General features: G+C 68.9%; 22 protein-coding genes and 1 rRNA gene. 12 read left to right on the top strand and 11 right to left on the bottom strand.

What is annotated here, in order from left to right:
* Together rrf and ABZ904_RS24305 are read left to right on the top strand one after the other, a co-directional pair.
* A 5S ribosomal RNA gene (rrf, locus tag ABZ904_RS24310) occupies positions 1-84 on the top strand; the annotation flags it as partial.
* A 176-nt stretch (positions 85-260) separates the two neighbouring features.
* On the top strand, positions 261-806 hold the full coding sequence (locus ABZ904_RS24305) for a GNAT family N-acetyltransferase (RefSeq protein WP_359403598.1): 546 nt from the start codon (positions 261-263) through the stop codon (positions 804-806).
* Here ABZ904_RS24305 and ABZ904_RS24300 read toward each other — a convergent pair.
* The 6 genes from ABZ904_RS24300 to ABZ904_RS24275 all read right to left on the bottom strand — a co-directional run bounded on the left by ABZ904_RS24300 (position 803) and on the right by ABZ904_RS24275 (position 8,120).
* Positions 803-2,440 carry a type VI secretion protein gene (locus ABZ904_RS24300; RefSeq protein ID WP_360993161.1) on the bottom strand — a complete coding sequence of 546 codons (1,638 nt, stop codon included), beginning with the start codon at positions 2,438-2,440 and terminating at the stop codon, positions 803-805. The two genes, ABZ904_RS24305 and ABZ904_RS24300, sit on opposite strands and share 4 nt — an antisense overlap.
* 13 nt (positions 2,441-2,453) lie before the next feature.
* Complete coding sequence (locus tag ABZ904_RS24295; RefSeq protein ID WP_359403592.1) at positions 2,454-3,878, bottom strand: ATP-binding protein; 1,425 nt, start codon at positions 3,876-3,878, stop codon at positions 2,454-2,456.
* 7 nt (positions 3,879-3,885) lie between these two features.
* Positions 3,886-5,445, bottom strand: a complete 1,560-nt coding sequence (locus tag ABZ904_RS24290; RefSeq protein WP_360993158.1) for an SCO6880 family protein — start codon at positions 5,443-5,445, stop codon at positions 3,886-3,888.
* Positions 5,442-6,764 carry a hypothetical protein gene (locus ABZ904_RS24285; protein ID WP_360993155.1) on the bottom strand — a complete coding sequence of 441 codons (1,323 nt, stop codon included), beginning with the start codon at positions 6,762-6,764 and terminating at the stop codon, positions 5,442-5,444. The genes ABZ904_RS24290 and ABZ904_RS24285 overlap by 4 nt, the downstream gene beginning before the upstream one ends.
* A complete protein-coding gene (locus ABZ904_RS24280) occupies positions 6,754-7,581 on the bottom strand; it encodes a hypothetical protein (RefSeq protein ID WP_359403583.1) in 828 nt (275 codons plus the stop codon). The genes ABZ904_RS24285 and ABZ904_RS24280 overlap by 11 nt, the downstream gene beginning before the upstream one ends.
* 230 nt (positions 7,582-7,811) lie before the next feature.
* Positions 7,812-8,120 (bottom strand): hypothetical protein, encoded by a 309-nt coding sequence (locus ABZ904_RS24275; RefSeq protein WP_043441655.1) that lies wholly within the window; start codon positions 8,118-8,120, stop codon positions 7,812-7,814.
* 896 nt (positions 8,121-9,016) lie between these two features.
* On the opposite strand from ABZ904_RS24275, the gene ABZ904_RS24270 reads away from it, so the two are divergent.
* The 5 genes from ABZ904_RS24270 to ABZ904_RS24250 all read left to right on the top strand — a co-directional run bounded on the left by ABZ904_RS24270 (position 9,017) and on the right by ABZ904_RS24250 (position 13,341).
* Positions 9,017-9,373 carry a metalloregulator ArsR/SmtB family transcription factor gene (locus ABZ904_RS24270; protein WP_359403578.1) on the top strand — a complete coding sequence of 119 codons (357 nt, stop codon included), beginning with the start codon at positions 9,017-9,019 and terminating at the stop codon, positions 9,371-9,373.
* Positions 9,366-10,004 (top strand): SRPBCC family protein, encoded by a 639-nt coding sequence (locus ABZ904_RS24265; protein WP_359403575.1) that lies wholly within the window; start codon positions 9,366-9,368, stop codon positions 10,002-10,004. The genes ABZ904_RS24270 and ABZ904_RS24265 overlap by 8 nt, the downstream gene beginning before the upstream one ends.
* A gap of 268 nt (positions 10,005-10,272) precedes the next feature.
* Positions 10,273-11,028, top strand: coding sequence for a trypsin-like peptidase domain-containing protein (locus ABZ904_RS24260; protein WP_360993147.1), 756 nt, complete (start codon positions 10,273-10,275; stop codon positions 11,026-11,028).
* Between the two features lie 324 nt (positions 11,029-11,352).
* Positions 11,353-12,360 carry a bifunctional lytic transglycosylase/C40 family peptidase gene (locus ABZ904_RS24255; RefSeq protein WP_359403569.1) on the top strand — a complete coding sequence of 336 codons (1,008 nt, stop codon included), beginning with the start codon at positions 11,353-11,355 and terminating at the stop codon, positions 12,358-12,360.
* A gap of 282 nt (positions 12,361-12,642) precedes the next feature.
* On the top strand, positions 12,643-13,341 hold the full coding sequence (locus ABZ904_RS24250; RefSeq protein ID WP_359403566.1) for a phosphatase PAP2 family protein: 699 nt from the start codon (positions 12,643-12,645) through the stop codon (positions 13,339-13,341).
* Between the two features lie 67 nt (positions 13,342-13,408).
* On the opposite strand, the gene ABZ904_RS24245 is transcribed toward ABZ904_RS24250, so the two are convergent.
* Positions 13,409-14,983, bottom strand: coding sequence for an FAD-binding oxidoreductase (locus ABZ904_RS24245; RefSeq protein ID WP_359403563.1), 1,575 nt, complete (start codon positions 14,981-14,983; stop codon positions 13,409-13,411).
* Positions 14,984-15,454: 471 nt separating this feature from the next.
* On the opposite strand from ABZ904_RS24245, the gene ABZ904_RS24240 reads away from it, so the two are divergent.
* Both ABZ904_RS24240 and ABZ904_RS24235 read left to right on the top strand, forming a co-directional pair.
* The gene (locus tag ABZ904_RS24240) at positions 15,455-16,297 is read left to right on the top strand and encodes a hypothetical protein (RefSeq protein ID WP_359403560.1); all 843 of its coding nucleotides are present in this window, start codon (positions 15,455-15,457) and stop codon (positions 16,295-16,297) included.
* Positions 16,298-16,416: 119 nt separating this feature from the next.
* The gene (locus ABZ904_RS24235; RefSeq protein ID WP_359403557.1) at positions 16,417-16,593 is read left to right on the top strand and encodes a hypothetical protein; all 177 of its coding nucleotides are present in this window, start codon (positions 16,417-16,419) and stop codon (positions 16,591-16,593) included.
* Between the two features lie 56 nt (positions 16,594-16,649).
* Here the strand turns inward: ABZ904_RS24235 and ABZ904_RS24230 are convergent, their stop codons facing one another.
* The gene (locus ABZ904_RS24230; protein ID WP_359403554.1) at positions 16,650-17,003 is read right to left on the bottom strand and encodes a metal-sensitive transcriptional regulator; all 354 of its coding nucleotides are present in this window, start codon (positions 17,001-17,003) and stop codon (positions 16,650-16,652) included.
* 281 nt (positions 17,004-17,284) lie between these two features.
* Between ABZ904_RS24230 and ABZ904_RS24225 the strand changes: the two genes are divergently transcribed.
* From ABZ904_RS24225 to ABZ904_RS24215, 3 genes are all read left to right on the top strand, one after another.
* Positions 17,285-17,905, top strand: coding sequence for a DUF47 family protein (locus tag ABZ904_RS24225; RefSeq protein WP_020269925.1), 621 nt, complete (start codon positions 17,285-17,287; stop codon positions 17,903-17,905).
* Between the two features lie 7 nt (positions 17,906-17,912).
* On the top strand, positions 17,913-18,911 hold the full coding sequence (locus ABZ904_RS24220) for an inorganic phosphate transporter (protein WP_359403550.1): 999 nt from the start codon (positions 17,913-17,915) through the stop codon (positions 18,909-18,911).
* 507 nt (positions 18,912-19,418) lie between these two features.
* A complete protein-coding gene (locus ABZ904_RS24215; protein ID WP_359403547.1) occupies positions 19,419-19,619 on the top strand; it encodes a DUF5988 family protein in 201 nt (66 codons plus the stop codon).
* A 115-nt stretch (positions 19,620-19,734) separates the two neighbouring features.
* On the opposite strand, the gene pstB is transcribed toward ABZ904_RS24215, so the two are convergent.
* Genes pstB through pstC form a run of 3 tightly spaced genes read right to left on the bottom strand, consistent with a single transcriptional unit; the run spans position 19,735 to position 22,615 of the window.
* Entirely contained in the window at positions 19,735-20,511 is a 777-nt protein-coding gene (gene pstB / locus ABZ904_RS24210) for a phosphate ABC transporter ATP-binding protein PstB (protein WP_359403544.1), read from the bottom strand.
* A 38-nt stretch (positions 20,512-20,549) separates the two neighbouring features.
* Positions 20,550-21,611, bottom strand: a complete 1,062-nt coding sequence (gene pstA / locus ABZ904_RS24205) for a phosphate ABC transporter permease PstA (RefSeq protein ID WP_359403541.1) — start codon at positions 21,609-21,611, stop codon at positions 20,550-20,552.
* A complete protein-coding gene (gene pstC / locus ABZ904_RS24200; RefSeq protein ID WP_359403538.1) occupies positions 21,608-22,615 on the bottom strand; it encodes a phosphate ABC transporter permease subunit PstC in 1,008 nt (335 codons plus the stop codon). The genes pstA and pstC overlap by 4 nt, the downstream gene beginning before the upstream one ends.
* Positions 22,616-22,649: the final 34 nt, after the last annotated feature.

Here is a 22,649-nt window from a genome sequence, read left to right as displayed (position 1 = left end):
TACATTTCGAACCCGGAAGCTAAGCCTTACAGCGCCGATGGTACTGCAGGGGGGACCCTGTGGGAGAGTAGGACGCCGCCGAACAAATCTTCAGAAAGAGCCTCAACTCCGGGTATTACCCGCGAGTTGGGGCTCTTTCGCGTTTGCGGCCAAGCTCCCGCGGGGTCAGGCCGTCGCGGGCTGAATCGAGTGATGGCGCTCGGCTGCGGCCCCACAAAAAATGGGCAGCCCCTCTCGCGGCCGGCCGTTACCGTTGCCGTATGCATCCCGTGATCCGGTCCATACGCCCCGAAGAGTGGCCCGCCGTGAAGGAGCTGCGTCTCGCCGCACTCCAAGACCCGGTCGCTCACCTCGCCTTCCTGGAGACCTACGAGGCCGCCGTCGCCAAGCCGGACTCCTTCTGGCAGGAGCGGACGGTCAGCGGGGCCGAAGGGGCGGAGGATGTGCAGCAGATCGTCGCCGAGACCTCGGACGGAACGTGGGCCGGCAGCGTGACCGTACTCATGGAAGAGGCCGGCACGACGGACTGGGCAGGGTTGCCGGTGGAACGGAGGCAGGGCCATCTCGTCGGCGTGTTCGTACGTCCCGAGCACCGTGGGACCGGCCTGACGAAGGCGCTGTTCGACGCCGGACTTGAGTGGGCCTGGGCGCACGGTGCGGAGCGGGTACGGCTCATCGTGCACGAGGACAACGAGCGGGCCAGGGGCTTCTACCGCAAGGTGGGATTCATGCCGAGCGGGGTCACCGTGCCGCTGTCGGAGGACTCCGGCGACTCGGAGCTCGAGATGGTGATGGAGCGGTCCTAGCGCGCCTGCGTCGGGAGTTCGTACTGCGGCCAGCGTGCGCGGGCCTGCTCGCGGGAGCGGAGCAGAGCCAGCGTCGGCAATCCGCGGTCCGCTCCGGTGGAGAGGAGCTCCGGGAGCTGCGGGAGCGGAGCCACGGCCGCCACGTCGTCCAGGACGAGGGTGAGTGGTGGGTCGAGGCGACCGGAGGATGACCGTTCGGCCATGCGCCGGCCGCGCTCGACCACGCTGGAGGCGAGTGCCGTCAGCAAGGGCATGGCACCGGGGTGCTGGCGGGGATCCTCGATGGATTCACCCACCACATAAAGCGTGCCCCCTTCGTTGGCGAAGGAATCCAAGGCGAGGGCGTCATTTCGGTTGGATGTGCATGCCTCGCGGATATTGACCGTGGAGAGGCAGGAGAGGGCGCGTGCCGTCAGTTCCTGTGCCACGTCCCTGCGTTCGGGGTGCGAGGTGAGCGCGGCCTCCAGCTCGCCCGCGGCGCCGGACGACGCCTTCGGGTTGGTGCGCAGGGCCCGTACCGCCTCCTGGACCTGAGTTCCCTGGGCCCAGCGGTGGAGGTGCCGGATCGTGCGGCCCTCGACGGCGGCGGCGTGCAGATAGCTCCGCAGGAGCGTTTCCGCGACATCGGCGACCGCCTGGTCGATACGGGCCGTCGGGCGGACCGGGGCGAGCAGCGCGGCTGCGCGGGCCGCCGCGACCGCCTTGTCCTCGCAGTCGGACGACGGGGACCAGTGGAGCCGGGCCGGGGTGTCGCACAGGTGGGAGGGGTCGTAGAGGAGGACGGGTCCGAGCTTGGCGCGGGCGTCCTTGGTGTCGGCCCACAGGGCGGCAGCGGACGTGATGACGACCGCGGGCCCCTCGGCGTCGAGCACGGCCTGGGCGGCGACGGGGTGGCGGGTGCCGGGATCGCCGAGGACGACGGAGACGGACGTCCAGGCTGCGGAACGCGCTGTGGCGGAGCCGGTCGTCGGTCCAAGGCCGTTCCCGGGCTGTTCGAGACCGGTTTCGGGCCCGCCGTGGCCGGGTCCGGTCTGCACCGTGCTCGCTGCGGCCTGCTGGGCGGCGGCCACCTGTTCCAAGGCGACCGCGAGAGGTACCTCCTGCTGCGCCGGCTCCGGATCCGCCGCACCGTGCCCCGCCGCCGCGGGGCGTGGGGTGGGAACGGGGGTCGTGACGGGGCCGGCGGGCGCGGCGACGGCGTCCCAGGCAGGCGTACCGGCGGTGGCCGTGGCTTGGCCATGGGCCAGAGAGGTGGCGGTTCTGCGGCGCGCCCTCACCGCCTTCCACCGGGCCACGGTGCCGATCACGAACACGGTGACCACGAACAGCACCATCAGTTCGCCTATGAACAGGCCCCAGAACAGCCCGTACCCGGAGAGCTGGTCCCCCGGGGCGTCCGGCCACGCCCCCGTGATGTCGTGGGGCTCCGCGATCAGATGTCGCATCGCCACCGGCGTACGGGTGAACCCGACGCCGTCCGGCCAGGCACCCCGCGAGAACCAGCCCGCGAGGCCCGTGGCCGTCCACACCATCAGCGTCACACCGAGCAGAAAGGCCAGTACGCCCACCAACAGGCCGTCGGGGACGCCTCCCTGGCCGTCGTGCTGCTCCCGCTGCTCCTTGCCTGGTCTCATAGGGATCCCATGTCTACGCCACCGTGGACTCGGACGAGCCGTCCAGGTCGTTCAGCCGCTGTTCCACGAACGCCGCCGCACGCTCCTCCGCCTCCAGCTCCGCGGCGTGCAGGGCGTCGTCGGCAGCGCGGTCGCTGGACGATTCCGTCATCGCGCGGTCGGTGAAGACGAGCGGCCGCTCCATCTCCGTGACCAGGTGTTTGACCACCTGCACATTGCCGTTGACGTCCCAGACCGCGATGCCCGGCGTCAGGGTCGGGATGATCTCCACGGCCCAGCGTGGCAGACCCAGGACACGTCCTGTCGCACGCGCCTCGTCGGCCTTCTGGGCGTAGATCGTCCTGGTCGACGCCATCTTCAGGATCGCGGCCGCCTCCTTCGCCGCCGCTCCGTCCACCACGTCGCTGAGGTGGTGGACGACCGCCACGAAGGACAGACCGAGCCGTCGGCCGAACTTCAGCAGCCGCTGGAACAGCTGAGCGACGAACGGGCTGTTGATGATGTGCCAGGCCTCCTCGACCAGGAAGATGCGCTTCTTCCGGTCGGGACGGATCCAGGTGTGCTCCAGCCAGACGCCCACGATCGCCATCAGGATCGGCATCGCGATCGAGTTGCGGTCGATGTGGGACAAATCGAACACGATCAGCGGTGCGTCCAGGTCGATACCGACCGTCGTCGGTCCGTCGAACATGCCCCGCAGGTCACCGTCGACCAGACGGTCCAGGACCAGGGCCACGTCAAGGCCCCAGGCGCGTACGTCGTCCAGGGCGACGTTCATCGCCTCGGCCGACTCCGGTTCCGGGTGCCGCAACTGCTCCACGATGTCCGTGAGCACGGGCTGCCGCTCGACGATGGTCTCGTTGACGTAGGCGTGCGCGACCTTCAGGGCGAAGCCGGACCGCTCGTCCAGGCCGTGCCCCATGGCGACCTCGATGATCGTGCGGAGCAGGGCGAGCTGGCCCGTCGTCGTGATGGCCGGGTCGAGCGGGTTGAGCCGGATGCCGTGGTCGAGGGCCGCCGTCGGATCGAGCCGGATGGGGGTTATGCCCAGCTCCTCGGCGATGAGGTTCCACTCGCCGACCCCGTCCTCGCCCTGGGCGTCGAGGACCACGACCTGCCGGTCGCGAAAGCGCAGCTGGCGCAGGACGTACGTCTTCTCCAGCGCCGACTTGCCGTTGCCGGACTCGCCGAGGACGAGCCAGTGCGGCGCCGGGAGCTGCTGGCCGTACAGCTGGAAGGGGTCGTAGATGTACCCCTTGCCGGAGTACACCTCGCGGCCGATGATCACGCCGGAGTCGCCGAGGCCGGGTGCGGCCGTCGGAAGGTAGACGGCCTGGGCCTGCCCTGTGGAGGTGCGGACGGGCAGCCGGGTCGTCTCCACCTTGCCGAACAGGAAGGACGTGAAGGCGTCGGTCAGGACGGACAGCGGATCCCGCATCAGGTCCTTACCTCCGAATGCCGGTGGCGAAGGGGAGCGTGTTGACGAAGGCACGGTGGTGCTCGCGGTCGCACCACTCCAGTTTCAGGTACGACTTGCCGGCCGAGGCCCGGATGGTCCGTTTGTCGCGGGCGAGGGCCTCCGGAGAACGCGAGGAGACGGTGATGTAGCCGACCAGGTTGACGCCCGCCGCGCCGCTCGCCAGGTCCTCGCCGCGCTGGTCGAGGCGGGAGTGGGCGGCGATGTCCCGGGGGTCGACGGTGCGGTTCATCTTGGCGGCGCGGCTGGCCTCGGCTTCGTCGTTCGTCTTCTCGGTCAGCATGCGCTCGATGGCGACCTCGGTGGGTTCGAGGTCCATGGTGACGGCGACCGTGCGGATGACGTCCGGGGTGTGGACGAGCAGGGGCGCGAGGAAGTTCACGCCGACCGGGGTCATCGGCCACTCCTTGACCCATGCGGTGGCATGGCACCAGGGTGCACGCGTCGACGACTCACGGGTCTTCGCCTGGAGGTAGGTGGGCTCCATGGCGTCGAGCTCGGCGGGCCAGGCGTTGCGCCTCGTCATCGCCTGGATGTGGTCGATGGGGTGGTCGGGGTCGTACATGGAGTGGATGAGGGAAGCGAGCCGCCCCTGGCCCAGCGGCTGCCGTACCCGGATGTCGGCCTCTTGGAGCCGTGAGCAGATGTCGGTGAGCTCGCGTGCCATGACGACCGCGAGGCCGGCGTCCCGGTCGACCCTCTTGCCTCCCTGCGGCCGTGCGGCGCGCGCCATGGCCTGGGCCTCGGCGGCGAGTTCGCGGGTGTAGTGCATACAGGCGACGAGGTAGGCGCGGTGCTGCTCGCTGCTGGTCGACACCATGGACTGCAGCTGGTCGTACGACTGCCGCAGCCAGGTCGGGGAGCGGTCGTCGCCGCGCTGGGTGACGTCCTTGGCGTGGGCGTCCGGGTCGGCGGGCAGGGTGCGGGCGAGCATCTGGAGCCGGGTGACGAAGCCGTCGCCGTTCGCGACATGCTTCAGAAGCGTGCCGAAGCGGTCGACGAGGGCCTCCTGGTCCTCGCTGTCGCGCAGGCCTACGCCGGGGCCCTCGATCTCGATGGCGGCGGTCACGGTACGCCGGTCGGCGTGCAGCAGTACGGCGATCTCGTCGGGCCCGAAGGGGGCGGCGAGCCAGCTGATCCGGCCGATGCCCGGGGGCGGCCCGATCTCGACCTCGCGCCCGTCGAAACGGGTGCCGGCCTCCATCACGCCGCTCCGGTAGACCGTCCCCTGCCGCAGGGTCCGCTTGTAACTGCGGTTGATCTCGAACCACTTGTAGAACGTGCGGTGCTTGTACGGGATGTACACGGCGGCCAGCGCGAGCAGCGGGAAGCCCATCAACAGGACGATCCGCAGGGCGAGGAGGGGGACGAGGAGCCCGCACATCATGCCGACGAACGCGCCCCCGATGATCAGCAGGATCTCGCCGGACTCGCGGTTCCGGCCGATGATCGCGTTCGGCCGGGCGCGGCCGATCAGATATGTCCGGCGGGGCGTGATCGGATGGGACAGGTGGGACTCGGTCGTCAACGCCCTTCACCTCCCGTGCGGTTGGTACTGCTGTTGCGGGTGCTGCTTGCGTGCGGAGTGTCCGCCGGACTGGTACGCGGAGCGGGCGCGGGGGTGGGGACGGATCCGTTGCCCGGGGTACGAGTGCTGTGCGCGGCCACACCGCCGCTGAGGGGGTTGGCGGGGCGGGGCGGTCTGGCACTTCCGCCACCGCCGCCGCCGTTGCTGTCGGCGCGTGTGCTGTGGGTCTTGATGCCCTGGGCGACGAGGGTCGCCGGAGAGCTGATGACGGCGGCGGCCTTGCTTTCGGCGCCCTGCATGATGCGGTTGTTGCGGGAGGCGACGATCTCGTCGCCGAAGCCGGGTACGAACCGGTAGATCATCGCACTGGCGAAGATGGCGAGCAGGATGATGGCGAGCCCGGAGACGACGGCCGCGAGGGAGTCGGGTCCGTTGTCCGTGGCCAGGGCGCCGGCGAGGCCGAGCACGATGACGATGACCGGCTTGACCAGGATCACCGCGATCATGATGCCCGCCCAGCGGCGGACATGACTCCAGAGGTTCTTGTCGACGAGGCCCGAGTAGACGACGACACCGAGGAGGGCGCCGACGTACAGCAGGACGGCCCGCAGGAAGAGTTCCAGGTAGAGGACGCCGGCCGCGAGGATCGACACGAACGACACCAGGATCAGCATGATGGGGCCGCCGCCGATGTCCGTCCCCTTGCTCAGCGCGCCGGAGAACGCCCCGAAGAACGTGCTGGTCTGGTCCCCCGTGGACTTGGCGAGGACGTCACTGACGCTGTCGGTCGCCGAGACGACGGTGTAGAGGACGAGGGGCGTGAAGGCCGAGGCCAGCACGGTGAGCCAGAGGAAGCCGACCGCTTCGGACAGGGCCGTGGTGAGCGGGACACCCCGCACCGCCCTCTTGGCCACGGCCAGCAGCCACAGCAGGAGGGTGAGGATGGTCGACGCCGCGAAGACGATTTCGTACTGGTGCAGGAACGCCTGGTTGGTGAAGTCGACACTCGCGGTCTGCTTCACGGCCTCACTGAGCTTGTCGACGGTCCAGGAGGCAGCGTCGGCACAGCCCTTGGCGAGGGAGGAGAGGGGGTCGAGGGTGTCGGTGAGGGGGTTGGAGTCAAGTCCTTTTGAGGGGGAGGAGTTGCCTTTTTCGCAGTATTTCTTGGCTGGGCCTGCGATCAGCGAGCAAGGGTCGCTCGAGGGCTTGGGCGTTGGGCTGGGAGCCGCGTAGGCGTGCGAGGCCAGCAGTACGACCGCCGTCTGTAGGGAGGCCATGACGCCGGTGAGCTTGAGCGCGCGGTGCGGGCTAGCGGGCATACGTGAACCCTCCGTACTCCTCAACCGCCTTGCTGATTTCATCGGACCCGGAGACGGGGTTGTCTCCGTTGACGGGAGTCGGGCCGGTCTTCTGGCTCGTCTCCGTGACTTTCCAGTCGCCCCGGGCCCAGTTCAGCCTCACCGTCACGGTGAACCAGCTGCTGGTCACGGGGTTGGTGGAGCTTTCGCCCGTGAGTCCGAAGAGGCCGTTGCACCAGACCTGGACGGTCGCCGCGTCGGCGCTGTAAGACATCACATTCGTTCCGACGGGCAAGGTGCGGTTGACGAACGTGGTACCGGCGGGAGCGCTGCCGTCGTTGTTGAGGCCGATCTTCTTGAGAAGCTCTGTCGAGTAATCGGCGTCGAAACCGTTCTGCAGCCGGCTCAGCGCACCGGAGTCGGCCAGCGTCTGAACGATTTGGTGCCGCTTGGCGGTGTTGAACATGCCGTCCGACCCCAACGCCACGGCATAGTTCGCCGCAGCCGACTGTGCCCCCTGCTCGTCGTGGGCGAAGCCCGATGGGATTCCGTCCGGCTTCGACTGGACCGGGCGGGTGCCGGATGCGGCCGTGGAGGCCTGGCCGGGCTTGTTGCTGGTGCCGCCCGAGGCCGAGTCCCCGCCGCGGTTCGCGAAGGCGATCGCCGCGATCAGGAGGACGACCACCCCGACGACGGTGACCAGGCTTCTGGATGACGACCGGCCACGCCGTGCCCCTCCGTATACGTCACCGCCCCGATCGGGCAGGCGTGTTCGGGTCTGCCCGACACCGCCGTACTCTTCGTCGCCCCCGCCGGGGGCACCGTCACCGAGACTCACGCTGTGCACGCCCCCTCGACCTCATAGCCGGTTCGCACCTCGTGTCGGAATACGTAGAAGTACGACGGTAGCCGTGCTGGCTCCCGCGCGGGCGCGGTGTGGTGACTCGACATCAGGGAAACGCAACCTCAGCCGGTGGGCGCGACGGACGGATGGGTCGGAGGATGGGAAGCGGGCGCATCCGGCGGGGACTGACGGCGCGCCAGGGGCATGGCGGTCCGGGGCCGGGCCTAGACGGCCATGCCGTACACGATCGTGAAAAGCGTGCCGAGCGAGCCGATGATGAAGACTCCGGTCAGGCCCGCGATGATGAGGCCCTTGCCTTGTTCGGCGCTGAACGTGTCGCGCAGGGCCGTCGCGCCGATGCGCTGTTTGGCGGCGCCCCAGATCGCGATCGCCAGGCAGAGGAGGATGGCGACGGCCATCACCACCTCGACCATGACACGAGCCTCGTTGCCCAGGCTGCCGAACGGACCCCAGTCTGGGGCGATACCGCCGATGATCGTGTTGATGTCGCCTTTTGCGGCCGCGAGATGCATGTAAGTCACCGCCCCTAGCGGGTAGTTCCGTGCCCTCTGTCACCGTCGCAGAGGTCAGGGTCATTCTCGCCGACAATGGGCCTGTCGTATGTCGACTTGGCGTCATTGATTGGCGGGTTTCGTACGCGTCCCTTGCTTCCGGCCCACGTGGGACGGTCGCGGGAGCGTGGGACGCTGGTTGAAAGAGGGTTTGGTCACTCTGTGTATCATGGCAGGTCACGCGGGGCAACGAGGTCCCAAGCGGAACCTGTGATGTGGTCCGTCGTTGACTCTTCTTGTGCCGCGAGGGCCCTGGGGCGGCCCGCGGCGTGGCCCGGCTGCCCGGGCCGTTCCGTATGAGTGTCACCCATACGAGCGGAAGGCTATCCCTGAACCGCGAAACGGGCCGCGGCTGGGTGCCGCGGCCCGTTCATTGCGCGCCGGCGGACAGGATCCCCACGTGTCCCCGCTGCCGGCTTCCCCGCCCGGAGGTCAGCCCGTGAAGGCCGCGTCTCCCGGGGCCCCCAGCCGGTCGGGCCGTCGTGGCCCGTCTGCGACGATGGCTTGTTGAGTACGCGACAACAAGGGGCTTCGGGGATCCTGACTTCCGCCTTACCGAATCAGGGTTGCGCCTTGCGTGTCCATGGCTGCTCGATTGCGCCGCACTGGGCGGCGCTTGACTGAATGCGCCGGCGGCTCAAGGGATTTGGGTCAAGAAGGCGATCGTGGCCCGTTCGCCGGGGATGCCGTCCATGTGAGGTCCGCCAACTCTCGGGCGGAACCGCCAGTTGGTGGGCGTGCTGCACAAAGTGCTCCCCTTTGCCTCGCATTGCCGGATATATGTGTGCGAAGAGCGCGAGGGCCGTGCGATTGTTTCAGTCCTCGTTTATATAAGTAGGTGCTGATACATTGCCGCCATGCACGCATTCGATGTGCTCGGAGACCCCGTCCGTCGCAGGATCCTCGAACTGCTGGCGGACGGAGAGATGGCGTCCGGGGCCGTCTGCGACGTCATCACGGCGGAGTTCGGGATATCGCAGCCCGGTGTCTCCCAGCATCTGAAGGTGCTGCGCGAGAACGGCTTCGCCACGGTGCGGCCGGAGGGGACGCGACGGTTGTACGCCGTCAACTCGGAGCCGCTGCGGGACGTAGATGAGTGGATCGGTCGATTCCGGCGGTTCTGGGCCCCACGGCTGGACGCGCTGGAGACGGAACTGGCACGAGGGAAGCGGGAGCGCCGTCTGGCGCGCCGGGAAGGAGAGGGTGATGGCTGACGGCATCGACGTCACGCATGAGGTCAATGCGGTGGGACGGCAGGTGGGCCGGCGGGAGTTCAAGGCCGGCGAGGCGCGGGTGGTGACGGTCTCGCGGACCTACGACTCGTCGCTGGAGGATGTCTGGGACGCGTGCACGAACGCCGAGCGCATTCCGCGCTGGTTCCTGCCGGTCTCAGGAGACCTTCGGGTCGGCGGCCATTTCCAGCTCCAGGGCAACGCGAGCGGCACCATCGAGCAGTGCGATCCGCCCCGGAGTTTCCTCGCGACCTGGGAGTACGGGGGTGAGGTGAGCTGGATCGAACTGCGGTTGACATCGCTGGAGGAGGGCGGGACGCAATTCGTACTCGAGCACATCGCACATGTGGACGACGAGCGGTGGGCGGAGTTCGGCCCGGGCGCGGTGGGTGTGGGCTGGGACCTGGGTCTGATGGGCCTGTCCCGTCATCTGGCCTCCGGGGCCTCCGTGGACCCTGCCGAGAGCATGGCGTGGCTGACGTCGGACGAAGGCCGCCGCTTCGTGACCGCGATCAGCGAGGCGTGGGGCGAGGCGAACGTGGCGGCGGGCGAGCCGGAGGAGTCGGCGAGGGCGGCTGCGGACCGGACGACCGCGGCGTACACGGGCAGCTAGTACTCTTCCCCTCCGCTCTCCGTTCCAGGAGGCGCCCCGTGGGGACGCCCGCATGGACGTCCTTTTGGTGCCCCGGCAGGCCGTGGAGTCGTACGTGTGTGCGTCGACTCACGGGGGTACGGCTGCCTGCAAAGCGGAAATGCGTCCGATGGGAGGAGGTCGCCGTGGCTCGGACGACCCGGCTGACCTGCGGCAATGGAACCTCACAGAGAAAATTCAGAATGCTCACAGGATTTTTCTCACCTTGCCGGGTCACAGTATGACCGTGATGAACCGCATCACACGCCCCCCTGGCAACCGCCGGCACGCGTTCCTCGGCGCTGTCGTGCTGCTGGCCGTCGCGACATCGTCCGTGTCGGCCGCCGACGGCGGTCCGGGGCCCCTGGGCGTGACCACGGAGGCGGCGCCCAGCAGGGCCACCGCCAAGGTCGGCGCGCTGTTCAGCACGAGTGGGGCGCTGGCGGGCGACCACTTGTGTACGGCTTCCGTGGTGCACAGCGAAGAGCACGATCTGATCGTCACCGCCGCACACTGCCTGAGCAGCAGCACGATGTGGTTCGCGCCCGGCTACCAGGACGGCAAGGCGCCGTACGGGGTGTGGCAGGTGGACAGGACCTACGTCGACGACGCCTGGAGCGGTGACGAGGACGAGGACAGCGACATCGCCTTCGCGACGCTGAGGCCGATCGACGGCGTCGACGTCGAGGATCTCGTGGGGGCCAACAGGTTCGTCACGGGGCGGGAGACGGGTGCCACCGCCGTCACCGTCACCGGTTACCCCGACTCCCAGGACACCCCGATCGCCTGCATCAACAGGCCGACCGTCCACAGCAGTACGCAACAGCGCATCGACTGCCCCAAGTTCACCAGCGGCACGAGCGGCAGCCCCTGGGTGAACGGCGACGGCGAGGTCGTGGGCGTCCTCGGCGGCCACGAGCAGGGGGGCTCCACCGCGGACGTCTCCTACAGCGTGGTGCTGGGGGACGAGGCCGCGGATCTCTACGCGACCGCCTCGGGCGACTAGCGGCGCGGCAAAGGCGCGACGACCGGGGGCGGGTGCCTCACGGTCCGCCTCGTACGCACGGCCGGCCCTAGCCGTGTCAGCTCGCGTCCCACGCACAGCGGTCCGCGTCGTACGCACGGCGGTTGGGGCCCTATCCGCTGCGGCCCGCGTCCCACGCCCATCGATACGCGTCGCATCCAAGGCCGTTGAGGTCCTACCGGCGGTACTGCACACCACATTGGCCGATCCTGTACGCCCAAGTGGCCGGACCAGGACTTTTCGGGTCCGGCGCCCTCTGACGCCCCTACACTGACCCTCGGCGGACTCCGGTGCGGCGAGGGGCGGTTGACGGTGCGTAGGGCCTGGATCTGGGCGACCGTTGCCGTCGGTGCCGCGCTCAGTCTCGTCATGCTGCTCGTCATCGGGGTCTACACGATCGCGGGGAACCTGGCCAACGGCATCGGTGCGGGGTCGGTCGGGCTCGCCAAGAACGCCGTGCCCGCCGCGTACGCGTCCCTCGTGCAGAGGTGGGGCAACCTGTGCGGTGCGATCAACCCGGCGCTGCTGGCCGCCCAGCTCTACCAGGAGAGCGGCTTCAACCCGAACGCCAAGAGCCCCGCGAAAGCGGAGGGGATAGCGCAGTTCATCCCGGGCACCTGGGCCGTTCACGGCATCGACGGCAACGGCGACGGCGTGGCCGACGTCTGGGACCCGCGCGACGCGATCCCGTCGGCCGCCTCGTACGACTGCAAGCTTGCCTCCTATGTGAAGGACGCGCCCGGGAACCCGACGGAGAACATGCTCGCCGCCTACAACGCGGGGGCGTACGCGGTCATCAAGTACGGGGGTGTGCCGCCGTATCGGGAGACCCAGAACTATGTGAAGACCATCACGACGCTGGCGAAGAGTTTCGCCGCGCCCGTCCGGCGGCTCGATCCGTCGAGGCAGGCGGCCGGCGCCATCTACTACGCCCAGAAGAAGCTCGGGACCCCCTATCTGTGGGGTGGCAACGGCACCGCCGACCAGGGCGGGCGCTTCGACTGCTCGGGGCTGACCAAGGCCGCCTACGCGAGCGTGGGCATCGGTCTGCCGCGTGTCGCCAACGACCAGTACAACGCCGGGCCGCACCCGAAAAGGGACGAACTGCTCCCGGGCGACCTGGTGTTCTTCTCGCACGATCCGACCAATTCCCGTGCCATCCACCACGTCGGGATCTACGTGGGCGGGGGCTACATGATCGATGCGCCCAGGACAGGTGCTGTGATCCGCTTCGACCCCATCGACACCTCGGACTACTTCGGGGCGACGCGTGTCACCGAAGATGGCGCGAAAGCGCTGCCCACGACGGTGTGAACCGGGGCGTGAACGGCGCGCGAAAGGGCGCGCGCTGGCCGGAACCCTTCGTTATGCGCACCCCCTGAGCTGGGAAGACGTGTCTCTCTTCGATAACGTCTGCGTGATCATTCGGTGGAATGCGGAACGTGGCGAAGAGGACTGTGCGTTCCTTCTGACGTAGAGCGTCGACGTACGGCAGCCGGCTCGGCGTGGAGCGGATCTACGACCACGGGGGTGGTGGACGAGCGGCGCGCACGGGCGCGTCCGCGGACGCGACAGAGGACGAAGGGGCCGCGCACGATGGCTGCACTCGCCGAATCGGGGTCGAACCCCGACGTCGATCTGCTCTACGACATCAATGGCCTGGCCAAGGACTCGCCGCACTGGTTCGCCCGCGTCATGGAGTTCGTCGGCGAGTACGGCCTGCTGCTCGGCATGGTCCTGCTGGTCCTGTGGTGCTGGTGGAGCCTGCGCCGGCGGGGCGGCGTGGACGTGTCCGGTGCCATGGCCGCGCTCGTCTGGGCCCCGCTGGCCGCCGCGCTCGCCGTGCTGGTGAACGTGCCGATCCGGGGCTTCGTGGAACGTCCCCGTCCGTTCGCCGACCACCAGGGACTCGACGTCCTCGCCTCCGGCACGACCGGCTACTCCTTCGTCAGCGACCACGCCACCCTCACGATGGCCTTGGCGGTCGGACTCTTCGTCGCCCACCGGAAGTTCGGCTTCATCGGCCTCGGCCTGGCGCTCCTGGAAGGTTTCTGCAGGGTCTACCTGGGCGTGCAGTACCCGACGGACGTCATCGGAGGCTTCGCTCTCGGCACCGCCGTGGCCCTGCTGCTCTCACCGCTTGCCACGGTCCTGCTCACGCCGCTCGTCAGGGCGGTCGAGGGCTCGCCGCGCGCCGGACGGCTGGTCCGCCCCCGCGGGGCACGGCCCGCGGAGACCGTGCTCCCCGACGCCCGCGCCGACCAGGCGGCGGAGGAACGGGACCTGGCCGCGTAGCCGTCGGCCCGGTCGTCGTGCGGCCGCAGGGGCGATGCGTGTGTGCCGCCCCCGCGTGCGGGCGCCGCTACAGCGACTGCGCGAAGGTGAAGAAGCCGTTCGGGTCGTACTGGTGCTTGAGCTGCGCCAGTCGGGCCGCCGCGTCCCCGTAGTAGGCCTTCCGCCAGTTCGTCAGGGTCGGGTCCGTGTAGTTCTGGTAGGCGGCCCCGGACGCGTAGGGACCCATGGACGTGTGCGCGGACGTCAGCCAGGACTGCGCCGTGGAACCGGCGGTTCCCGCGGGCCAGCTCGCGATGTACTGCGCCAGCATGCGCGAGCGGCGGTGCACGAAGGCCGTGGCCGTCGGCGAGACGCGGTTGACCGCGCCGCCGAGCGCGGTGAACGCGATGCTGCCCGCGCCGCCCCGCGCCTGCGCGACCTGGTTCAGGAGCGTCTGGATGCCGGCGGCCGGGATCGAGCGGTCGAAGAAGTCCGAGCGGGCGGCGTAGGTCTCGCGGCCGAGGGCGCCCTGCGCGGAGCGGCCAGGTGTCGAGCCCGGCAGATGGCACTGGGCGGCGGTCGGGAAGGACGAGCAGCCCGCGTACGCCTCCATCGCGCCCTCGTAGGAATGCCGCTTGAGCGAGACGCTGCGGGCCGGGGAGCCCACCTGCGCGGCCAGGCGGTCGACCGCGTTCTGGAGTTCGCCGTAGGTGCCGATCGAGAACGCGGCGACGGAGACGGTCGGTGTGCCGCCGTTCTCGAGGTGGCAGGAGGACCAGATCTCGTCGGGCTGGTTCGGGCCCCACTCCTGCCAGGCCTTGAGGACGGCGGCCGCCTTGGACCAGGGCCAGGTCATATAGGCCGATACGGCCTGAGGTGCCGGATGTGTCCTGAACCGCAGTTCGGTGACGACGCCGAAGTTGCCGTTGCCCGCGCCGCGCAGGGCCCAGAAGAGGCCCTTGTTCTCGGTGGCGTTCGCGACGAGCTGCTTGCCGTCCGCGGTGATCAGGGTCGCCTGGGTGAGGCTGTCGCAGGTCAGCCCGTAGGCCCGGGAGACCACACCGTGGCCGCCGCCGAGGGTGAGACCCGAGACGCCGACGGTGGGGCACGATCCGGCGGGGATGGTCACGCCTTTCGCGGTCAGCGCGCGGTAGACGTCGATGAGCTTGGAACCGGCGCCGACGACCGCCTCGCCGGCGCTCGCCCGTATCGTGTTCAGCTTGCCCACGTCGATGATCAGACGGTTGTCCCCGGAGGACCAACCGGCGTAGGAGTGGCCGCCATTGCGTATCGCGACCTTGACGCCCTGGGCGTGGGCGTACGACATCACGGTGCGGATGTCGTCGGCGTGCGCCACGTAGGCGACCGCCGCGGGCTTCAGGGAGTCGAAGCGGGTGTTGTAGAGCTGCTGGGCCGTGGCCCAGGCGCGGTCGCCGGGCCGGACCAGAAGGCCGTCCAAGTCCTTGGCCAGGGCGTTCCAGTCGGCGGCGGCGTGCGTGCCGGTCGTGGTCGTGGCCGAGGCCGGCATCGCGGTCGTCGTGGTCGCACGCACGGTCGTGCCGGTGGCGGACGATGTGCCGCCGGTGCCGCCGCTGCTGCACGCGGTGGTGACCGCCGCCGCGACCGTGGCGGTGGCACCGCCGATGAACGTACGCCGTTGCATTGCGCCTCCCGTGAGTTCCGTGGACTGAGATGAGGCCTCGCGGCGGAAAAGTTCGCGCGGAAATGCCACGGAATGGTTACGACGGCTGTGCCGGGTGCGACCGAAATGCCCGGAGGGGGTTTCAGCATGCCTGCCCCTCGGGTGGGTTGCGCAGCCAGGGGCGCGGAAGCGGCTCCGGGTCTGGCGGGTCTAGGCCCTGGCGTGCTTCTCGGCGTCCGTTCTGGCCAGGCTGCGGGCTCTGCGCGCAGGTCCCCGCCATCCGCAGGTGCACCGGGCCACGCAGAAACGACCCTGTTCGGCGGTCGTCGTGCGGTGTTCGTCCGGACCGGGGGGTACGTCCTGTCGCTCCACTCCGACAAGGTTACCCCGGGCAAGTACTTGCCCCGCGTGGCGCGTGACGGGTCCCCCCACCCGTCGTTAAGAGGAACGACAGGAGGGCACCGGGACGGACCGGCTGGGGGTAGGCAGGTGATGGTGGTGCGGCGGCACGGTCGGGTCGGTGCGGCGATCCTCGCGACGGTGGGACTGCTCGTCTGCGGCGCCTCGCTCACCGGATGTTCGAGAGGCGGGGCAGCCGTCGAGGACGCGCGCTCCGGCTCGGGCGCCCTCGAGACCCTCCGGCAGGCCGCCGCGACCCTGGTGCGCGCGGGCAGCTCCCGGGCCCGGACGTCGATGGAGATGGCCACCGGCGGGACCCGGGTCACCATCCGCGGTGAGGGCGTCTACGACTATCGCGGCCGGCTGGGCCGGCTGAAAGTGACGCTGCCCCAGGATCCCGCGGGCGACGAGGAGCACCGTCCGATCACCGAACTGCTTGCCTCTGGTGCCCTCTTCATGAAGAACCGGGGAGCCGGAGTCCCGGCCGACAAGTGGGTGCGGGTGGACACGGCCACACTCACCGACGGCAACCTCGTCACCGGCGGCGCCACCGACCCCTACACCGCGGCCGAATTGCTGCGCGGGGTCAGAGAGGCGACGTACCTGGGCCGGACGGAGGTCGCGGGGACTCCGGTCCGGCACTACCAGGGGGTCGCGGACATCGCGCTCGCGGCACGCGACGCGTCCGCGGACAACAGGGCGCCGCTGCGGGCGGCGGCAAAAGGGTTCGCCACGGCCGAGGTGCCGTTCGACGCCTACCTCGACGACCAGGGGCGCATCCGGAAGGTGCGGCACCGGTTCAGCTTCGTCAACGGCGGCCAGAAGGCCGTGGTGGCGGTGGCATCGACGACCCTGCTGTATGACTTCGGGGCCCCCGTCGACGTACGGTTGCCGGCCGCCGGGGACATCTACGCCGGGAAGATCGCCGCGCAGTGAGGACACGGAGGTGATCGTGGAAGTGGCGCGGGTGAGGGGCTGGAAATGGTCCGTCCGTGCCATGCGCCGTGTGTAGCCCGCTCCTTACCCTAGGAAGCTGGTGACGGCAGAAAGAGGTGATGCACGTGGCTCCGGTCGGCGGTACGGCAGTTCAGGACCACGTGGCCCTCGCCGAGATCGAGCTGTGCGGTGACCTGATCATCGCGGCCTCGGCCGCCCACGAGGACCGGCTCAGTCTTGAGAGCATCGACGAGGTCCTGAAGGTCGCCGAGGAGCGGGACGCCTCCCGCAGGTGAGCCGCGCCGCGCCGCAGTAGATACTGCCGCTCGTTCTCGCCCGGGCGGCCGGAAGATCATGTGCGCAGGAGGCGGCCGATCGCCTTCGTCGCTTCCTCCACCTTGGCGTCGACCTCCGCTCCGCCCTTGAGTGCGGCGTCGGCCACACAGTGGCGCAGATGCTCCTCCAGGAGCTGCAGTGCGAAGGACTGCAGGGCCTTCGTGGAGGCGGAGACCTGCGTGAGTATGTCGATGCAGTACACGTCCTCGTCGACCATCCGCTGCAGACCGCGGATCTGGCCCTCGATACGGCGCAGCCGCTTGAGGTGCTCGTCCTTCTGTTTGTGATAGCCGTGGATGCCACGGTCGTGGTCGGTCACCACGGTCGCGGCGTCCTCGGAGGGCGCCGCCGCGCCGGCCTCGGTCGTCATCGCGTCCTCCCGTTGAAGGTTGCCCGGGGATACGAAATCGGACAGTCGGTCCGCGGGTCCGGATTCCTCGCACCGCGGGACGGACACATACCCCTGGTGGGTATATGGTAACGAACTTTGCTGGGTATACGGCCCTTGGCCAGGCCCCTGGCCGCCCTCGTACCGCCCCCGTGCCGACCACTGTGTTCGATGGGCGACACTGGAGGACGGCCCCTTAGCCGTGGCCGGATGATGCACTTAGCATCAGCCTGACCGAAACCGAAGCATCCTGAGGATCCCACGTGCGCTTTCGTCTGACCCCCAGGGAGACGAGCTTCTACGACATGTTCGCCGCATCCGCGGACAACATCGTCACGGGCTCGAAACTCCTGATGGAACTGCTCGGGGCGGACGCCTCCGCTCGGGCCGAGATCGCAGAGCGTATGCGGGCCGCGGAACACGCCGGTGACGATGCCACGCACGCGATCTTCCACCAGCTGAACTCCTCCTTCATCACTCCGTTCGACCGCGAGGACATCTACTCCCTCGCATCCTCCCTCGACGACATCATGGACTTCATGGAGGAGGCCGTCGACCTGGTCGTCCTCTACAACGTCGAGGAACTGCCGAAGGGCGTCGAGCAGCAGATCGAGGTGCTGGCGAGGGCGGCGGAGCTCACGGCCGAGGCGATGCCGCACCTGCGCACGATGGAGAACCTCACCGAGTACTGGATCGAGGTCAACCGTCTGGAGAACCAGGCGGACCAGATCCACCGGAAACTGCTCGCCCATCTCTTCAACGGCAAGTACGACGCGATCGAGGTGCTGAAGCTCAAGCAGATCGTGGACGTGCTGGAGGAGGCGGCGGACGCCTTCGAGCACGTGGCCAACACGGTGGAGACCATCGCGGTCAAGGAGTCCTGAGGCGTCCATGGACACCTTTGCTCTGATTCTGACCATACTGGTCGCACTCTTCTTCGCGTATACCAACGGCTTCCACGACTCGGCGAACGCCATCGCGACATCGGTGTCGACGCGCGCGCTGACGCCGCGGGCGGCGCTGGCGATGGCGGCGGTGATGAACCTCGCCGGTGCGTTCCTGGGCAGTGGCGTGGCGAAGACGGTCAGTGAGGGCCTCATCCAGACGCCACAGGGCGGCAAGGGTATGGGCATCCTCTTCGCGGCGCTGACCGGGGCCATCGTCTGGAACCTGATCACCTGGTACTTCGGTCTGCCGTCCTCCTCGTCGCACGCCCTGTTCGGCGGACTGGTGGGAGCGGCGCTGGCAGGTGGCACGACGGTCTACTGGTCCGGGGTCCTGGACAAGATCATCACGCCGATGTTCCTGTCGCCCGTGGTCGGCCTCATCGTCGGCTACCTCGTGATGCTGGCGATCTTGTGGATCTTCCGGCGGGCCAATCCGCTCAAGGCCAAGCGGGGCTTTCGCATAGCGCAGACGGTGTCGGCGGCCGGAATGGCGCTCGGCCACGGTCTTCAGGACGCACAGAAGACGATGGGCGTCGTGGTGATGGCGCTGGTCATCGGGAATGTCGAGAACTACGGGGACCCGATCCCGGTGTGGGTCAAGCTCGTCTCCGCGGCGATGCTCTCGCTCGGGACGTACGCGGGCGGCTGGCGCATCATGCGCACGCTGGGCCGCAAGATCATCGAACTGGATCCGCCCCAGGGGTTCGCGGCGGAGACCACCGGCGCCTCGATCATGTTCGTGACGGCGTACCTGTTCAGGGCCCCGATCTCGACCACGCACGTCATAACGTCGGCGATCATGGGTGTGGGCGCAACGAAGCGGTTGAACGCCGTGCGCTGGGGCGTGGCGAAGAACATCGTCCTGGGCTGGTTCATCACCATGCCGGCGGCGGCGCTCGTGGCCGCGGCGAGCTTCTGGGTGATCAACCTGGCGTTCCTGTAGCCGCGGGCGACGGCCGGTCGGACCTCTCCAGGACGCGCCCGACGCACGTACGCGGGGCGCGCGGAGGCGCCGGCTTTGCGGAGGATGAGGCGCGCAGAGGCGCCGGCCGTCCGGATACCGGGATTTCCCTCCGCCCGAGGCGCTTGCCCTTTCTGGGGCTGGGTCGCCTGCCGCGATCGAAGACTGGGCCCGTCGACCGCGACCGCACTCCGGGGTCCCTCGACCCGCCTCCGGGCCCCCGGATCCCGGCCCGCGACCGTCGTGCGGCGCTTGCACCGGTGTCTTTCCGCACTGGGTGTCTGCCGGCTGCTGCCACCCGAAGCCTCGCGCTGCCGCGCTTCTGGGTTTCTGTGGCCCTGCTCCCGCGTCCCGCGCTGCCCCGTCTCTCCCCCGGTCCCTCTGCCCCGCCCGGTTTCCCGGCATCCTGCCGGGCCTCCTCCCCCCGGCGGATCAGCGCCCGAGGTCGTCTCGAGATGCGGGTGTCGGTGGGGTGGCAAGACTGGAGCTATGACTACCAAGGCACTTCTCGAAGGCGGGCCGGACGATTTGGCGGGCAGCACCGTGCCGATCGTTCCTCCCGGACAAGAGCTGAAGATCCCGCACCGCGGTGGCTACGAGCACTACAAGGTCACGACGCGCCACGAGGGCAGCGGGGAAGGACGGGTGACCGTGTACCAGTGGTGGGAACGGACAGAAGTGGCCGAATGACGACGTGGACGACCACGCGAACGGGCCCGCCCCCGGGAGCCGGGGGCGGGCCCTTTTCGGCCTCGCGGTGGCACCGCCATGCAGCACCGCGAGGGGTCATCCGCAGACCGTCGGCTCAGCCGAAGCGGCCCGAGATGTAGTCCTCGGTCGCCTGGACCGACGGGTTGGAGAAGATCCGCTCGGTGTCGTCGATCTCGATCAGCCGGCCGGGTTGACCCACGGCCGAAAGGTTGAAGAATGCCGTGCGGTCCGAGACACGCGCCGCCTGCTGCATGTTGTGCGTCACGATGACGATCGTGAAGCGCTCCTTGAGCTCGCCGATCAGGTCCTCGATGGCGAGGGTGGAGATCGGGTCCAGGGCGGAGCAGGGCTCGTCCATCAGCAGGACGTTCGGCTCGACCGCGATCGCGCGGGCGATGCAGAGACGCTGCTGCTGACCACCGGACAGGCCGGAGCCCGGCTTGTTGAGGCGGTCCTTCACCTCGTTCCAGAGGTTCGCGCCCTTGAGGGACTTCTCGACGATGTCGTTCAGTTCCGACTTGCGGTAGTTGCCGTTCAGGCGCAGACCCGCGGCCACGTTGTCGAAGATCGACATCGTGGGGAAGGGGTTCGGGCGCTGGAAGACCATGCCCACCTCACGGCGGACGGAGACCGGGTCGATGCCGGCGCCGTAGAGGTTCTCGTCGTCCAGGAGCACCTTGCCCTCGACGCGCCCGCCGGGGGTGACCTCGTGCATGCGGTTGAGCGTGCGCAGGAACGTCGACTTGCCGCAGCCGGAGGGACCGATGAACGCCGTCACCGATCGCGGCTCGACCGTCATCGAGATGTCCTCGATCGCCTTGTGGGAGCCGTAGTAGGCGGTGAGTCCGCTTACGTCGATTCGCTTGGCCATGACTACTTCACTTCCAGTATCAGTCGCTGATGGCCGCGTCAGCGACCGGTCTTCGGGGCCTTCCAGCGCGCGATGCCGCGGGCCAGCAGGTTGAGGATCATCACGAAGGCGATCAGTGTGAGCGACGCCGCCCAGGCACGGTCGTACGCCGCGTTGGCACCCGCGCTGTTCGCGTACTGCTGGTAGATGTACAGCGGCAGCGACTGCTGTGCACCCTCGAACGGGTTGGCGTTGATGAAGCGGTTGCCGAACACCAGCAGCAGCACCGGCGCGGTCTCGCCCGCGATACGGGCGATCGACAGCATGATGCCCGTGGTGATGCCGCCGATGGAGGTCGGCAGGACCACCTTCAGGATGGTGCGCCACTTGGGCACGCCCAGCGCCAGCGAGGCCTCGCGCAGCTCGTTCGGGACGAGCTTGAGCATCTCCTCGGTGGAGCGGACGACGACCGGCATCATCAGGATGGCCAGGGCCAGCGAACCGGCGAAGCCGAAGGGCTGCATCTTGAAGATCAGCATCAGGCTGAGGATGAACAGGCCGGCGACGATCGACGGGATACCGGTCATCACGTCGACGAAGAAGGTGACGGCCTGCGCGAGCCGGCCCCGTCCGTACTCCACGAGGTAGATCGCGGTGAGCACACCGATCGGCGCGCCGATCACGGTGGCGAGACCGACCTGCTCGAGGCTGCCGAGGATGGCGTGGTAGATGCCACCGCCGGGCTGGGAGTCCGCGACGATGCCCATCGAGTGGGTCAGGAAGTAGATGTCGAGGACCTTCACACCGCGCGCGACGGTCGTCCAGACGAGGGAGACCAGGGGCACGACGGCGAGCAGGAAGGCGACCCACACGAGGGCGGTCGCGACGCGGTCCTTGGCCTGGCGGCGGCCCTCGACGCGCGCGGCGATGCCGTACGTGCCGAGCAGGAAGAGGATGGCGGCGATCACGCCCCACTGGATGTGGCTCGTCAGGCCGGCGACGGCGCCGATGGCGGACGCCACGACGATCGAGCCGAGGGCGATGGCCCAGGGGGACCACTTGGGGAGACTGGCGCCGCGCAAGGTGCTGTGGCGCTTGTCGGCGACGGCTGCGTGACTCATGCGTTGGCCCCCGAGTACTCCTTGCGGCGGGCGATGATCGCACGGGCCGCGCCGTTGACCAGCAGGGTGATGACGAACAGGACGAGGCCGGAGGCGATCAGCGCGTCACGGCCGTCCTCGGTCGCCTCGCTGAACTTGCTGGCGATGTTCTGGGCGAAGGTGCCGCCGCCCGGATTGAGCAGGCTGGCGTGGATCAGGAAGTCCGGGGAGAGCACGGTGGCCACGGCCATCGTCTCGCCGAGCGCGCGGCCGAGGCCGAGCATCGAGGCGGAGATGACACCGGAGCGGCCGAAGGGCAGGACGGCCATGCGGATGACCTCCCAGCGCGTGGCGCCGAGGGCCAGGGCCGCCTCCTCGTGCATCTGCGGGACCTGGCGGAAGACCTCGCGGCTCACGTTGGTGATGATCGGCAGGATCATGATCGCGAGCAGGATGCCGACGGTGAGCATCGAGCGGGGGGCGCCGCCCTCCCAGGAGAAGATGCCCGTCCAGCCGAAGTAGTCGTTGAGCCAGCTGAAGAGGCCGCCCAGGTTCGGTACGAGGACCAGGGCGCCCCACAGGCCGTAGACGATGGACGGCACGGCGGCGAGCAGGTCGATCACGTAGGCGATGGGCCCGGACATCCTGCGCGGCGAGTAGTGCGTCAGGAAGAGCGCGATGGCGACCGCGATCGGGACCGCGATGATCATCGCGATGATCGAGGAGACCACGGTGCCGAAGGCCAGTACGGCGATACCGAAGACCGGCGGCGTGACGTTGGTGTTCCACTCGAAGGTGGTCAGGAAGTTCCCGTGGTCCTTGCTGATGGCGAGGGACGCACGGTAGGTGAGGAAGACCGCGATCGCGGCCATGATCACCAGCAGCAGAATGCCCGACCCACGGGAGAGACCGAGGAAGATCCGGTCCCCGGGTCGGGTGGCGCCACGGGCTGCGCGCTTGCGCTCGGCTGTGGACGGCCGTGGGGCGGGGGGAGGTGCTTGTGTGTTGTGTGTAGATATGTCCATCGGGTTCTCCGGTCTGCGGAGCCGCACGTGTGAT

The sequence above is a fragment of the Streptomyces sp. NPDC046900 genome, from assembly GCF_040644975.1.
Classification (GTDB): Bacteria; Actinomycetota; Actinomycetes; order Streptomycetales; family Streptomycetaceae; genus Streptomyces.
The sequence above is the reverse complement of the archived record's forward strand: the minus strand, read 5'-3'. Positions and strand labels throughout refer to the sequence as shown.

Coding starts and splice junctions, on each gene's coding strand:
- ABZ904_RS24305 (WP_359403598.1), top strand. CDS start 261: ATGCATCCCGTGATCCGGTCCATACGCCCCGAAGAGTGGCCCGCCGTG.
- ABZ904_RS24300 (WP_360993161.1), bottom strand. CDS start 2,440: ATGAGACCAGGCAAGGAGCAGCGGGAGCAGCACGACGGCCAGGGAGGC.
- ABZ904_RS24295 (WP_359403592.1), bottom strand. CDS start 3,878: ATGCGGGATCCGCTGTCCGTCCTGACCGACGCCTTCACGTCCTTCCTG.
- ABZ904_RS24285 (WP_360993155.1), bottom strand. CDS start 6,764: ATGCCCGCTAGCCCGCACCGCGCGCTCAAGCTCACCGGCGTCATGGCC.
- ABZ904_RS24275 (WP_043441655.1), bottom strand. CDS start 8,120: ATGCATCTCGCGGCCGCAAAAGGCGACATCAACACGATCATCGGCGGT.
- ABZ904_RS24270 (WP_359403578.1), top strand. CDS start 9,017: ATGCACGCATTCGATGTGCTCGGAGACCCCGTCCGTCGCAGGATCCTC.
- ABZ904_RS24265 (WP_359403575.1), top strand. CDS start 9,366: ATGGCTGACGGCATCGACGTCACGCATGAGGTCAATGCGGTGGGACGG.
- ABZ904_RS24260 (WP_360993147.1), top strand. CDS start 10,273: ATGAACCGCATCACACGCCCCCCTGGCAACCGCCGGCACGCGTTCCTC.
- ABZ904_RS24250 (WP_359403566.1), top strand. CDS start 12,643: ATGGCTGCACTCGCCGAATCGGGGTCGAACCCCGACGTCGATCTGCTC.
- ABZ904_RS24245 (WP_359403563.1), bottom strand. CDS start 14,983: ATGCAACGGCGTACGTTCATCGGCGGTGCCACCGCCACGGTCGCGGCG.
- ABZ904_RS24240 (WP_359403560.1), top strand. CDS start 15,455: ATGGTGGTGCGGCGGCACGGTCGGGTCGGTGCGGCGATCCTCGCGACG.
- ABZ904_RS24235 (WP_359403557.1), top strand. CDS start 16,417: ATGCACGTGGCTCCGGTCGGCGGTACGGCAGTTCAGGACCACGTGGCC.
- ABZ904_RS24230 (WP_359403554.1), bottom strand. CDS start 17,003: ATGACGACCGAGGCCGGCGCGGCGGCGCCCTCCGAGGACGCCGCGACC.
- ABZ904_RS24220 (WP_359403550.1), top strand. CDS start 17,913: ATGGACACCTTTGCTCTGATTCTGACCATACTGGTCGCACTCTTCTTC.
- ABZ904_RS24215 (WP_359403547.1), top strand. CDS start 19,419: ATGACTACCAAGGCACTTCTCGAAGGCGGGCCGGACGATTTGGCGGGC.
- pstB (WP_359403544.1), bottom strand. CDS start 20,511: ATGGCCAAGCGAATCGACGTAAGCGGACTCACCGCCTACTACGGCTCC.
- pstA (WP_359403541.1), bottom strand. CDS start 21,611: ATGAGTCACGCAGCCGTCGCCGACAAGCGCCACAGCACCTTGCGCGGC.
- pstC (WP_359403538.1), bottom strand. CDS start 22,615: ATGGACATATCTACACACAACACACAAGCACCTCCCCCCGCCCCACGG.